Source organism: Lentilactobacillus parafarraginis DSM 18390 = JCM 14109, from assembly GCF_001435895.1.
Lineage (GTDB): Bacteria > Bacillota > Bacilli > Lactobacillales > Lactobacillaceae > Lentilactobacillus > Lentilactobacillus parafarraginis.
In genome coordinates this window covers 1-14009 of record NZ_AZFZ01000032.1, presented here as the reverse complement: position 1 = coordinate 14009, position 14009 = coordinate 1, and the positions used below count along the sequence as shown (strand labels likewise).

Annotated in this window: 12 protein-coding genes and 1 riboswitch; all 12 genes read left to right on the top strand. The window is 46.2% G+C overall.

The genetic code is table 11. The annotated features are described in order from the left end of the window. Positions 1-13 precede the first annotated feature (13 nt). Positions 14-3364, top strand: coding sequence for a DNA polymerase III subunit alpha (dnaE, locus tag FD47_RS08380; protein WP_056980503.1), 3351 nt, complete (start codon positions 14-16; stop codon positions 3362-3364). A 227-nt stretch (positions 3365-3591) separates the two neighbouring features. After that, the gene (pyk, locus tag FD47_RS08375) at positions 3592-5349 is read left to right on the top strand and encodes a pyruvate kinase (RefSeq protein WP_040538067.1); all 1758 of its coding nucleotides are present in this window, start codon (positions 3592-3594) and stop codon (positions 5347-5349) included. Between the two features lie 150 nt (positions 5350-5499). Beyond that, a complete protein-coding gene (locus FD47_RS08370) occupies positions 5500-6372 on the top strand; it encodes a CvfB family protein (RefSeq protein WP_008214727.1) in 873 nt (290 codons plus the stop codon). Beyond that, positions 6373-7272, top strand: coding sequence for a site-specific tyrosine recombinase XerD (xerD, locus tag FD47_RS08365; RefSeq protein ID WP_054734904.1), 900 nt, complete (start codon positions 6373-6375; stop codon positions 7270-7272). It begins immediately after the preceding gene. Between the two features lie 2 nt (positions 7273-7274). Then, entirely contained in the window at positions 7275-7640 is a 366-nt protein-coding gene (locus FD47_RS08360; RefSeq protein ID WP_054734907.1) for a hypothetical protein, read from the top strand. Next, the gene (locus FD47_RS08355) at positions 7630-8379 is read left to right on the top strand and encodes a segregation and condensation protein A (protein WP_056980501.1); all 750 of its coding nucleotides are present in this window, start codon (positions 7630-7632) and stop codon (positions 8377-8379) included. The genes FD47_RS08360 and FD47_RS08355 overlap by 11 nt, the downstream gene beginning before the upstream one ends. Then, positions 8366-8965, top strand: a complete 600-nt coding sequence (gene scpB / locus FD47_RS08350) for an SMC-Scp complex subunit ScpB (RefSeq protein WP_054734909.1) — start codon at positions 8366-8368, stop codon at positions 8963-8965. Before FD47_RS08355 ends, scpB begins: the two co-directional genes overlap by 14 nt. Next, positions 8962-9687 (top strand): pseudouridine synthase, encoded by a 726-nt coding sequence (locus FD47_RS08345; protein ID WP_008214722.1) that lies wholly within the window; start codon positions 8962-8964, stop codon positions 9685-9687. The genes scpB and FD47_RS08345 overlap by 4 nt, the downstream gene beginning before the upstream one ends. Positions 9688-9731: 44 nt before the next feature. Continuing rightward, positions 9732-9853, top strand: a riboswitch (FMN riboswitch). Between the two features lie 81 nt (positions 9854-9934). Next, complete coding sequence (locus tag FD47_RS08340; protein WP_040538066.1) at positions 9935-10516, top strand: ECF transporter S component; 582 nt, start codon at positions 9935-9937, stop codon at positions 10514-10516. Between the two features lie 190 nt (positions 10517-10706). Next, positions 10707-11786, top strand: a complete 1080-nt coding sequence (locus FD47_RS08335; protein ID WP_054734912.1) for a helix-turn-helix domain-containing protein — start codon at positions 10707-10709, stop codon at positions 11784-11786. Continuing rightward, the gene (locus FD47_RS08330; RefSeq protein ID WP_054734916.1) at positions 11779-13230 is read left to right on the top strand and encodes a RecQ family ATP-dependent DNA helicase; all 1452 of its coding nucleotides are present in this window, start codon (positions 11779-11781) and stop codon (positions 13228-13230) included. Before FD47_RS08335 ends, FD47_RS08330 begins: the two co-directional genes overlap by 8 nt. A 64-nt stretch (positions 13231-13294) precedes the next feature. Further along, positions 13295-13972, top strand: a complete 678-nt coding sequence (locus tag FD47_RS08325; RefSeq protein ID WP_054734918.1) for a LysM peptidoglycan-binding domain-containing protein — start codon at positions 13295-13297, stop codon at positions 13970-13972. Positions 13973-14009: the final 37 nt, after the last annotated feature.

Below are 14009 nucleotides of genomic sequence, written 5' to 3'. Positions count from 1 at the left end.
GAAGGGAAATCAATTGGCATACGTTCCACTCCAAATCACCAGTTCTTACAGCTTACTTCAAAGCCCAATTCGAATTAAAGACTTGGTTGCCGCCGCCAAGCAACGTGGTTATGCCGCGCTTGCGCTGACGGACCATAATGTGATGTACGGGGCCGTTGAATTCTACGATGCCTGCGTTGGGGCTGGTATTAAGCCGATCATTGGTTTGACAATCGATCTTCCCGGATTTGTCCGAAGTGATCAAAGTTATCCAGTTGTTCTGCTCGCCAAAAACCAAGCCGGCTATCAACATCTGCTGGCGATCTCGACCGCTAAGAATTCTGGCTCTGACGACGTGGCAGTTACCGATATCGCAGCTGACCTTGCGGATCTCTACCTGATTTTTCCGCCGTTAGCAGAGATTAACGATCTCATCCTTCAGGGGCGGGCAACCGAAATTGCCAAAATTGTCGATCAGTTAACGGCGTTAGGGATTGATCGGGCGTCCATTAAATTCGCTGCCGACTATCACGCTGCTGATACGGTGGTTGACATGCTGGCCAAGACCGCCGCTGATAATCAAGTCGACGTGATTGCTGATAGTCCGGTGATGTATCTGAACGCGGCGGATTATTTCCCAATGCAGGTATTAAAGGCGATTGATTCGGGCGATAAGCTGACAAATGTCGCCGAGTTAAGTCATCAGGTTGGGCCGTATTGGCTGCAGCCAAATGATCAGGTTGTCCAGGCTTATCAGCAAATGCATTTAACCGCGGCGCTGAAAGTCGGCCAAGCCGTTGCCGATCAGTGTAACGTTGAAATTAAAAAGCAACAGCCTAAGCTTCCACAGTTTAAAACCCCAGATGGCCTCAGTTCAAAGGACTACCTGCGACAATTATGTGAGACCGGTCTCAAGACCCGACTAACAACCAATCACGTGACTGATGGGGACGTTTACCGGCAGCGCTTGGATCGGGAACTTGGCGTCATCGATTCAATGGGGTTTGACAATTATTTCTTAATTGTATGGGACGTAATCAATTTTGCTCACCAAGCCAAGATTGTGACCGGCCCCGGCCGGGGGTCGGCAGCCGGTTCACTGGTGGCCTATACGCTCTTCATCACCGATGTTGATCCGATCAAATACAACCTGCTTTTCGAAAGGTTTTTGAACCCGGAGCGGGTGCAAATGCCGGATATTGATTTGGATATCCCAGATGATAAGCGTGACGAGGTGATCCAATACGTTCATCAAAAGTATGGGCATGATCGGGTTGCCCAGATTATTACGTTTGGAACGCTGGCTGCTAAGCAAGCCACCAGAGATGTTGGCCGGGTATTTGGGCTGACACCCCGGCAGCAAGACACTTGGAGCAAGGCGATTCCCAGCGCCTTTCACATTACCTTGGCAGACGCCTATGCAAATTCCCAGCAGTTAAAGAATCTTATCGCTGACAGTTCTTTGAATCAAGCCCTCTTTGAAACGGCCAGAACGTTGGAAGGGCTGCCGCGGCATTATTCGACTCACGCTGCCGGATTAGTATTAAGCGATAATCTTTTGGTTGATCTGGTTCCCCTCCAAGATGGTAATGATGGGTTGTTGATGACCCAGTATTCTAAAGACTACGTTGAATCAGTTGGCTTGTTAAAAATTGATTTTCTGGGATTGCGAAATCTGACAATCTTGGCCGATGCCCTTGCGGAAATTCAACGGGCAACCGGTAAGAAGGTTGCCATCTCTCAAGTTCCGTTGGATGATCCAAAGACCATTGCGTTATTTGCCGCCGGTGACACGACCGGGGTCTTTCAGTTTGAATCGGCGGGTATTCGAAATGTCTTGCGGCGCTTGCATCCCCAACGATTTGAAGATATTGCGCTGGTGAATGCCCTTTATCGGCCTGGTCCAATGGAGAACATCGACGAGGTGGTTAAACGGAAAAACCACCAGCAAAAAATCGACTATCCAGATGACTCATTGATTGACCTGCTTGAGCCAACCTATGGCGTGATTGTCTATCAGGAACAGGTGATGCTGGTTGCCGCTAAAATGGCCGGCTTCTCACTTGGACAGGCCGACATTTTGCGGCGAGCCATGAGTAAAAAGAAGCTTAAGGTCATGGACAAGATGAAAAGTTTATTCATGGCTGGGGCTGCTAAAAACGGGCACTCAGCGGAAGTGGCCGAAAACGTCTTTAACTACATTGAAAAGTTTGCCAACTACGGGTTCAACAAGTCCCACGCGGTGGCTTACAGTAAAATGGCTTATGAATTAGCCTATCTAAAAGTTTATTATCCGGGCGCGTTTCACGTTGCCCTACTCAATTCGGTCCAAAATAGCCCTGTCAAAATGAAGGAATACCTCTTGGATGCCAAATCGATGGGCGTCCAAATTGCTGGTCCCAGCATCAACCACAGCCAGGCGGCCTTTTCGTTTCAAAATCAGCAAATTGTGTTTGGGCTGGCGGCAATTAAGGGGGTTCGTCACGACATGGTTGTCGATGTTCTGGCTGAACGGGATCAAAACGGACCGTTTAAATCCTTCCCCAACCTGTTAGCCAGAATGCCGGCGAAATATCGGAAGCCTGAACTGATTGACGCACTCATTTACGCTGGGGCATTGGATGGGTTTCAATTCAACCGTTCGGAACTGTTGGCCGCAACCCCCGAATTTATCAGTTCAATTGAGCTCTCTGGTAGTTCCCTGAGCCTCTTTAAGGCCCTGGAACCAACGGTGCCGCGAAAGCCTGAACTGGCGCTTATGGACCGTCTAGAGAAGGAAAATGAGTATCTCGGCGCCTATCTTTCTGGCCATCCGGTTGAAAAATTCCACGCGTTGGGCCAGCGGATTTCTGCCAAGGCCACTAACCAGCTGACTGAGGGGATGAATCATGTTTCACTGATTCTTTATCTCACGAAAGTGAAGGTTATTCGGACAAAGACCGGCAAACAGATGGCATTTCTTGACGGTAACGATGAAGTCGGTGATATGTCGGTTACCGTTTTTCCGAACCTTTTCACCCAAGTCCAATCCTGGCTGCATAAAGATATGGTCGTGGTCATTACTGGTAAGGTTGAAAAGACCAACGCAATCCAGGTCGTTGCCAATACGCTGGAACCCGCGGATAATGCCCAGCAGCGCTTAAAGAAGCAGGGCGCTTCTGGCAAATGGTATTTGCGCATTGATGATCAGCATGATAAAAATCAAGCATTTCACAAACTTAGCGCATTAACCAGCGATCAACGCGGTAACGTGCCGGTCGTGGTTCATGAAACGGCCTCTAAGAAGACTTGGCAGCTTGCTAATCAGTTCAATTTGGCTTCCGGGGGGATTATTAAAGATAAATTGATCACAATTTTCGGTCAAAATAATGTTATTTATAAGTAATTTTTGTAGATAAAATTGTGAATGGTAAAGGCTTTCATTGTCGCTAATAGTGGATTTTATCCGTGATGGTTCTCACTTGAAAGTTGGTGACACCTAAAAATGACAACGACACATCATGAAAAAAGTGATAAAATACGGTGTGGAATCTAAAAGGAAGCCCGATGGCCGATCGAGTAAAATTGATTGAAAATTGGGGTGTCCAAAAAACCGAAGGAGAGATTTTACTTATGAAGAAAACTAAGATCGTAAGTACATTGGGACCCGCAAGTACCGATGTTGATACCATCGTTAAATTAATTGAAGCCGGGGCCAATGTTTTTCGATTTAATTTTTCACATGGTGACCATCCAGAACATTTGGATCGTTTAAACAAGGTTCACGAAGCAGAAAAGAAGACGGGCAAAACCGTTGGAATTATGCTTGATACCAAGGGTGCCGAAATTCGGACAACTGTTCAAAAGGGTGGCAAACTCGATTTTAAGACTGGCGATACGTTCAGAATTTCAATGGATGACAGCCTTGAAGGTACTAAGGAAAAAATTGCCGTTACTTACAAGGGCCTTTATGATGATGTTCATGTTGGCGGCCACGTTTTGTTTGATGATGGCTTACTAGACACTGTCGTTCAGAAGAAGGACGAAGCCACTCATGAATTGGTTGTCACTGCCCAAAATGATGGGATCCTTGGCTCTCGTAAGGGAACCAACGCCCCAGGTGTTTCAATCAATTTGCCAGGAATTACTGAAAAGGATTCTGACGATATTCGATTCGGTTTGGATCACGATATCGACTTTATTTCCGCATCATTTGTGCGTAAACCACAAGATGTTTTGGACATTCGGGCTTTACTTGAAGAAAAGCACATGGAACACGTTCAAATCTTCCCTAAGATTGAATCACAAGAAGGAATCAACAACTTTGATGACATTATCAAAGTTTCAGATGGTTTGATGGTTGCTCGTGGTGACATGGGTGTCGAAATTCCCGCTGAAAACGTTCCTTTGGTTCAAAAGACATTGATTAAGAAATGTAACCAATTAGGTAAGCCGGTTATTACGGCTACCCAAATGCTTGATTCAATGCAGGAAAACCCACGGCCTACTCGTGCCGAAGCATCTGATGTTGCCAATGCCGTCTTTGATGGTACTGATGCAACCATGCTTTCAGGTGAAAGTGCCAATGGTGAATATCCTGTTCAATCAGTTCAAACAATGGCTCGAATTGACATCAAGGCTGAAAATGCGTTTGATCAATTTGGGACACCACGGCCAACCTTTGACGCAAGTGACGTTACTGAATCAATCGGTGACTCAGTTGCCCGGGTTGCCAAAGAATTAGGCATTCATACAATCGTTGCTGCAACCACTTCAGGCTACACTGCCCGGATGATTTCCAAGTACCATCCAGATGCAGACATCCTGGCATTAACCTTTGACGAACGGACTCGTCGCGGTTTGATGGTTAACTGGGGTGTTCACCCAATCTTGGTTGATGAAGTTAAGAGCAGTGATGAAATATTTGAACTTGCTGCTAAAAAAGCCCTTGAAACTGGTCTGGCCAAGGAAGGCGACTTAATTATCGTCACTGCCGGTGTTCCAGTTGGCGAGAGTGGAACTACTAACTTGATGCGGATTCAATTAATCGGCTCAAAGTTGGTTCAAGGCCAAGGGGTTGGTGACAAGACCGTTATTGGTAAGGCTGTGATTGCTAAGGACGCTGCCGATGCTAAGAGCAAAGTAACTGAAGGCAGCATCTTAATTGCTAAGTCAACTGATAAAGATTATCTTCCAGCAATCGAAAAGGCTAGCGCCGTCGTTGTTGAAAGTGGTGGCTTAACTTCACACGCTGCTGTTGTTGGTATCTCAATGGGCATTCCAGTTATCGTTGGTGCTCAAGGGGCTACTACTAAGATCTCAGATGGTGAGTTGATTACCATTGATTCACATCGTGGGGTTATCTATCACGGTGCTTCAAGCTCACTTTAATGAGGTTGACTCATTTAGTAGATTAAACGATTAAAATTTTAAAAATGGTCGGGTAGGCAGTGTGCTTACTCGGCTGTTTTTGTTCGGAGTCGAATTTTAATTTCAAAACGTGTAGAATGAACACAGGACGATTCTAGAACGGAGACTAATATGGACAAGAATTTAATGGCCCAGGTTTTACCTGGCACAGTGACTGATGAAAATGATAAGGATTACTTCATTCAAATTGAAGGCGAAACCTTCCAGTTGGATAAGGCTGAGGTTAAAAAGCCTTTCAAAATGGGGGCTAAATTTACCGGCTTTACCTACGAGAATGAGCAGCATAAAATGCAAATCACGCGAAATTTACCCAAAATTCGGCGTGATCACTACGCTTTTGGAACCGTGGTTAAAGCCAAGTTTGGGTTGGGCGTTTTTGTAAATATCGGTCTGCCAAATAAGGACGTTGTTGTGTCAATCGATGAGTTGCCGACCGTTCGCGAACTCTGGCCTCAAGACGGTGATCAACTGTTAATTTGCTTGACCGTTGATAATAAGGCCCGTATTTGGGGCCATCTTGCGGACGAAGAAATCTTTAATGCGATTTCCCGGCCGGTTGAGGGCCGCCTGCAAAACCAGAATATTAAGGCCCGGGCTTACCGGTTAAAACTATCAGGGACCCGGCTGTTAACCGAGGATTTTCATTTAGCATTCTTGCATCCCAGTGAACGGTTGAAGGAACCGCGTTTGGGTGAAGAAGTTGAAGCCCGCGTGATTGGGACGCTTCGCGATGGCTCAATTAATATTTCCACCCGACCAAGAGCCTACCAGGAAATTGGTGAAGACGCGGAAATGATTTTGGCGGCATTAGAACATGAAGCGTCGCATTCGCTTGCCTTCAGTGACAAGAGTGCTCCCGATGACATTAAGGCTTACTTTGGAATCAGTAAGGGCGCGTTTAAGCGGGCGCTGGGCCATTTGCTCAAAGAAAGTTTGATTACCCAGCAAGACGGGCATATTACCCTTAAAAAGCAGGCGGAGTAAATGAAAGATCAACTCGAAGATTATTTGCATTTTCTGATCGTGGAACGCGGCCTTTCTAAAAACACAATCGTTGGCTATCGTCAGGATTTGCAGGAAGCCCTGGCATATTTTCAGAAAACGGCAACTGATTTTACCCAAGTTGATCAATTTTTAATTTTAAATTACTTGGAATCTTTGCAGCAAGCGGGCAAGTCGCGGAGTACCGTTATTCGGGCGGTTTCCAGTCTCAGAAAGTTTTTTCAGTATTTAGCCCAATTTGGCATCATCAAATCTGATCCCATGCTCAAGGTGGATTCGCCCAAGAAGGCCCAGACGCTCCCGGATGTTTTAACGGTTGCCGAAGTTAATTCATTGCTGGCAACGCCAAACGTTTCCCGATCGTTAGGGGTGCGTGACCGGGCAATTCTGGAAACCCTGTACGCGACGGGATTGCGAGTCAGCGAACTTGTCAATTTACGGCTGGCTGACCTTCACTTACCCATGAAGCTGATTCAAACAATTGGAAAGGGTGATCGTGAGCGGATCATTCCGATTAGTGACGTTGCCATTGATTGGTTAAATCGGTATTTGACAACGACCCGCCAAGAACTATTGAAGAATCGGCCCAATACCGAGTTTGTCTTTCTAAATGCCCACGGTCGTCAGCTCACCCGGCAGGCAATTTGGCAGATGATTAAAAAGTATGTGAAGTTAGCCGGGATTAAGCGCCACGTGACTCCCCATACACTGCGCCACTCGTTTGCGACCCACTTACTGGAAAACGGTGCTGATTTGCGAATTGTTCAGGAATTATTGGGCCACGCTGATATTTCGACGACTCAGATTTACACCCACATTTCCCATCGGCACCTATCAGAGGTTTACAATCAATTTCATCCACGAACAAAGGGAATGGACTAAATATGCTATACCAATATCGAAAAGATTATGAAAAAATTACGATGGGGTTGTTTTCACTGGTGTCCGATCTTCAAGATATGCGCCTGGTCACTCAAGAGATGGATTGGTACGCAGATAAAGAGGAGCGGTTGATCTACCTGTGGAAGGATGCCCATGACAACTGGGCCGGCCTGGTTGGAATTGAAATTCACGCTGATCAGCTGTTAATCCATCGCCTGGTGTTGGCGCCGCAAAGCCGCACCCAGCAAAATTACGATCAGCTGTTAAATGAATTACAATCACTTTATCCAAAGAATCGGATTATCGGCGGTTTTGACACCAAACAAATTTGTACAAAATGGGAGCAGTCAAAAAACCATGGATCATAACGTTGAACCCGAACTGCATTTAAATGATTTTGATGGGCCGCTTGAGGTTTTGCTGCACCTCATTCAAGCTTCAAAGATGGATATTTACGATATTCCAATCGCCAAAATTACCCAGCAGTACATGGACTATATTTATGATGCCCAGAAGCTGAATCTGGATATTATTGGGGATTATTTTGTGATGGCCGCCAAACTCATGGTGATTAAATCAAAAATGCTGCTGCCCACTATGAGCGACGACTCAGATAACGAGGCCGATGAAGACCCTCGCGAGGATTTGGTCAACCAACTCATTACCTACCAGCAATACAAGGCGGTTACTGGGCAATTAAAAAAACGGGAGGCGGTTCGCCGATTAAGTTTTACCAGACAAATGCTGACGATGCCGGCGACTAAGGCTGAACTTATCGAGCCGTCGCCGTTTGACCGTGGCGATTTAATGGCAAGCTACGTTGACGCTCTGAAGCGTTTTCGCTACAACCAGCCACTGTCGACGACGGTTCATGAATGGGAATTTACCATTGAAAGCCAAACTAAACTGGTGCGTCATTTGTTGAATACCAGTGATCAATCCCTGCTTTTTAACAACCTCATCTCAGATCACAGCAAGCCTGAGGAAATTGTGACGGACTTTTTGGCAATTTTGGAAATGACCAAATACGACGAAGTCCGCCTCCATCAGCAAAGCCAAGAATCGGCAATTGAAATTCGAAAGGGGCCCGCATATGGTGAGCAGTAATCTTGCGAAAATCAAGGCGTTACTTTACGCATCCGGCGACCAGGGAATCCAGATGCGCGAAATCGCGCACCGGACTGGATTGGAACTTTCCGCCTGCCGACAACTCATTGAGAAAATCGCAACTGATTTTCAAACTGATCCCAATTCGGCCTTTAAAGTATTGGTGAGCGATAATACTTATCGATTAGGAACCAAAGATGATTTGGCAGACCTTGTGCAAAGCTACGTGACCGATGCTAAGCCACGGGTCTTATCGCAAGCCGCCCTTGAGACGGTTGCCATTGTCATGTATAATCAACCAATTACCCGCATTGAAGTGGATGAAATTCGCGGGGTTAATAGCTCCGCAATTCTTCATCGACTATTGAACCAGGGCCTATTAGTGATTACCGGCGTTAAACAGGAAGTCGGCAATCCCAAGCAGTATGGCGTTACTAATTTCTGTTTGGATTACTTCGGTCTGAAATCCCTGGCTGACTTACCGCCACTATCCAAATCGGAAGTGCTTGATGATGACACCAGTGATTCATTACTAACAAGATTTAACGAACAAATTGATGACAAACGGACAGGAGACAAAAAATGAGTGAACGATTACAAAAGGTCATGGCCCATGCCGGGGTTGCTTCAAGGCGAAAGGCTGAAACGTTGATTACCACCGGCCACGTCAAAGTAAATGGTAAGGTGGTTAAGGAACTGGGAACCAAAGTCACTGCCAATGACGAAATTAAGGTTGACGAAGTGCCAATTTCCAAGGAAACCCCCGTCTATTACCTGCTTTATAAGCCCCGGGGCGTGATTACCGCGGTGAGTGATGATAAGCACCGAAAGACGGTGGTGGATTTGTTAAAAGAAGTCCCCGAACGGATTTATCCGGTGGGCCGTTTGGACTACGATACTTCCGGACTGCTGCTGCTCACCAATGATGGTGAATTGGATAATCATTTAACCCATCCGAAGTATGAAGTTGAGAAAACCTATGTTGCGAAGGTTAAGGGAATCGTGACCAATGACGATATGAAACAACTGCGAACCGGGATTCGGATTGACGGTCGCAAAACCGCCAGTGCCAAAGCAAACGTCATTCGGACAAATAATAATAGTTCCATTGTGGCTTTAACGATTCATGAAGGCCGCAATCATCAGGTTAAAAAAATGTTTATGGCTTTGAATCACCCGGTTGAAAAACTCAGCCGAGAAAGTTACGGGTTCCTAAACCTTGATGGATTACAGCCTGGCGACTATCGACCATTGAAACCTCATGAAGTTGAGGAGCTTAAAAAAATGGCGCAAGATAGAAAGCGTTGACATTCAACAAAAATTTGGTATATTTAAGTTAATTAAATAACTTGGTTTGTCTTCAGGGCAGGGTGTAATTCCCGACCGGCGGTGATAGTCCGCGACACGTGAGTAATCACGCTGAACTGGTGTAATTCCAGTACCGACAGTAAAGTCTGGTATGTAGAAGATTAAATTTTCACTACACGTTTAAAGTCCTGATGATTTCGTCAGGACTTTTTTGAAGATTAACCATTGGAAGAAAGGGATTTTTCTGATGGAACATAGTAGTAATAAGCAAGTCATGACAACGAGGTTGGTCGAATTATCGGTATTAGCGGGATGCTCGTACATTCTGATGTTTTTCTCATTTCCAATCATCCCAATCGTCCCGTTCATGAAAATCGATTTTGCCGATATGCCAATTTTGATTGGGGCGGTGCTGTTTGGACCGGTTAGCGGGATCACAATTGCCGGGTTGAAGTCATTGCTTTACTGGGTGACAACCGGGGCATCCATTCCCGGATTCATCGGGGTTGGGTCGTCGTTGTTATCGTCAATTACCTTAATTCTGGCGTTTTATTGGGGTAATCGTTGGTTTGCATCGGCTAAGAAATATGCCAAAATTAGTTTGGTGATTGGTCTAATGGCCGTCTCACTAGCCATTATCATGTCATTGTCCAACTGGATTGCCGTTATTCCGTTATATATCAACCTGATCGGCTTCAAATTAAGCTTGCCGTTATCCTCAATCATTCTGTACGGAGTTGTGCCGTTTAACCTGATCAAAGGTGTGATTGTTGGCGGGTTATTCTACGGCATTAAAGATAAAATCTTACCCCGACTAAAGTTACGATGATTGAATTAAAAGATTGTCAGTCCTTTAAACGTATATAAATGGTGCCAGCTATTGTACACTGATAGTGGAAGCATTCTTCAAAGCCAAAGAGGTTGGGAAGTTCCCCGGCCTCTTTTTGACTGTGGATTTCTAGTCATAAATGACCTCTAAAATTGGGTAAGTTGGGCCCGCACATAAAGGAGCACCGGAAATGGAGCTTGAGCCGTTTTTATTAATATTTACATCCTCATCTGCATGGCGCCGACCAAAGGCGATTAAAAACATTCTGATTGGCCGGCGGACCGTTTCGAATTTATATTGGGCATTGCAATACAACATGCTCGATTTTTTTGGCGCCCTTCATGGCATCGACCTGCCAGACAGCATCCCATCAGTCGCGCACATGCGTCGTTCAGGAGTGCTTCAGGTTGATGACAATCAGATGGTCAGGCGGACCAAGCAGGGGGATGCCAAACGGGCTTTTCTCCTATCGGAAGTCCCGGATATGAACGATCTTAAATGGGCCAGCCGCTTTGAAGTGGGCTCCTTTATGACGCGGTTCACTTTTTTAGTCCAAGTTGTCTCCGAATACAGCTATGGGAACGCCCATTATTATCCCCAAACCGTGTCGTTTATCGATCGTCAGATTGTGAAGCGGTTTTTCTTGGCCAATAAATCTACTGAATTGCCAAAGGCTGTATATCAGTTACTCAATGATTTTTTAGGCGGCCTTCGTAACGACAACTTCGCCGAAATCATGGTCAGCAATTTCTCTGGTCACCGGGTTGCGGGGAGAACCGATCAGCAGATGGCCAATCAACTGGGCCAGCCCATTGGCCAAATTCAGTTGATAAATCTGTTGTTAAGCGCTCAATTGCTGGCATTTTTGGTAAAGAGCGCGTCGAAACAAGTCACACCACTGCTGCAAGGCCTTTCAAAACCGGTGATTTCTGCCAGCGCGTTAACAACGTTTCAACTGTTTTTAAAGGACCCAACGTTGTCGTATCAGCAGATTGCCAGCAGGCGACATATTAAATTGACCACCGTCTACGAGCATTTGCTTGAGGCGGCCATTGTGCTGCCGGTTGCCGACGTTCCGTTTACCCGATTGCTTGCGCCGCCAACTGAGCAGCAATTAGCCGCAATTGCGCCGGATCAAGTTGGAAATTGGGCTTATCAAAGCCTTTCTAAACGGTTGCCAGGCATCTCATTTTTTGATTTCAGATTATTTCAAATTAAACGGGCGCGGGTTTCGGCAGCGACTGGAAAGGAGGGCGGCCAGAATGGTTGATCTTAGAGTAATTTTAAAACAAAAGTTTGGATTCGATCATTTTCGGCCGGGCCAACAGGAAATTATTAAAGCCCTCCTTAACCACGAAGACGTTTTGGCGGTCCTCCCGACTGGCGGCGGTAAAACGCTGCTATACCAACTATATGCTATCGCCACTCATCAACGGGTTATCATTGTTTCACCGCTAATTTCTCTGATGCAGGATCAGGTCAGCCGCCTCCAATACCTGGGTTCAAAAAGAGTCGTTGCGTTAACATCCGCGATGGATTTTTCCGAACGTCGGACCACCTTACAGCACCTTGAACAATACCAATTTATTTACGCGTCACCAGAAATGTTAAGTAATCCCCAGGTGAGTCGTCGGCTTCAGGAATTAGCCGTCGGCCTTCTGGTAGTGGATGAAGCGCACTGCATTTCCGAATGGGGACCGGATTTTCGCCCGGACTATTTGAAACTAGGCGCGGTGAGAAAAGCGTTAAAGCAGCCGTTAACTTTAATGATGACGGCAACCGCAACGCAACGAACGCGAAACGACATTATTGATAAGATGGCGATGGATCGCTCAGCAGTTACGGAAATTGTGATGCCTGTCAACCGGGCAAACATTTTTCTAAGCGTCGCGAAGTGTGAAAATCAGCCCGCGAAGAATCAGCTGCTGATGACGTTGGTTGATCAGTTCAGCGGGGCGGGAATCGTTTATTTTTCAAGTAAGGCAGCTGCTGAGCAACTCGCGGACCTGATTAATGCACAAACCGGTAAGATCGCCGCTGCTTATCATGCCGGTATGGATAATCCGCAACGCTTTCGAATTCAGCAGCAGTTTATGAATGGGGACGTCAATGTTATTTGTGCCACCAGCGCATTTGGTATGGGAATTGACAAGAACAATGTCCGCTTTGTGATCCATTATCACATGCCGGGCAACGTTCAAAACTACATGCAGGAAATTGGTCGGGCAGGCCGGGATTCAAAGCCGGCCGTCGCAGTGTTGCTGTCCGAACCGAATGATCAGTACCTTCAGCAGAACCTGATTGAAAATAATTATCCGGATGATGACACAATTCGCTATTTATTCAAACACCCCAAACAACTGGCCGCCAACGAGGCGTTTCGCGTCATTCAATATTACTATGATCGTCAGCAGTCAGCCGACCAAACGATCCAGCAGCTTCAGCATTATCGTCAAATGCGCCGGGCAGAACTTCAAAAAATGATCGCGTATATTGATACTGTGGGTTGCCGCCGGAAGTTTCTGCTCAGCGTATTTGATGAACCGATGTCGGCTGAGATGAACGGATCATTCTGTTGTGACTTTCATAATCCTTTTTGGCAGGAAGTCGCCGATTTCAATCACAAATACTTGGATCAGGGCCATGATGAATCTCGTTTTCCGCAAAACGACTGGCGGACAACGTTAAATAAATTATTTTTATTAAAAAATTAAGGGAATTCGAATTATTTTGATGATAGAATGAGAATGTCTATATTCCGAATAAGGAGGGGTCTATATGAATTCAAATGGGGATCACAAGCGTTCCGATGAGGACCAGCCCTGGAACCAGACGTTTTCTGGTGATCGTGATGAACATGGCAATTTATCCCGGGTCAAACTCCGGCAGCAAAGCCACAGTCACAATATGGTGACGATCATTCTGGTGACGTTAATCATCGTCATTGCCTTAGTATCGTTGGTATACGGAATTGCCAAGCAAAGCGCTGTCGGTAAAAGTGATCACGATCAGTCGACAGTGACGGTTTCACAACAGGATAATTCAAAAAAAAAATCTTCAGCAGCCAAATCTAGTGTAACCAAGACGTCAGCTGATAAGAAGCGGGCGACTTCTCAGCCTACGCGGACCAGGTCGGCGACAAGAAAGTCGGTAACGCCGGCAAAATCGGCGGCGACGACTCGGCAGCCGGCTAGATCATCATCGCCAACAGTTAGCTCAACGCGCTCATCAGCAGCGTCCCCGGCCACTAATACCAGCTCTCAGTCAACCCAGCAACCCAATACAACGAATCAAACCTCCACGGCGAACGGTCACGAATACGCGACTGTTCAAAGCGGCCAGGGGATGTATCGGGTTGCCGTCAATAACGGCTTGTCGACCCAAGAATTAATGCGGATGAATGGGCTGTCATCGGCCTCCCAGATTCATCCGGGCCAAAAGCTGCGGGTTAAATAGCTGTGAGGTGAAGTGAACCCTGCAAGTTGGACACTTT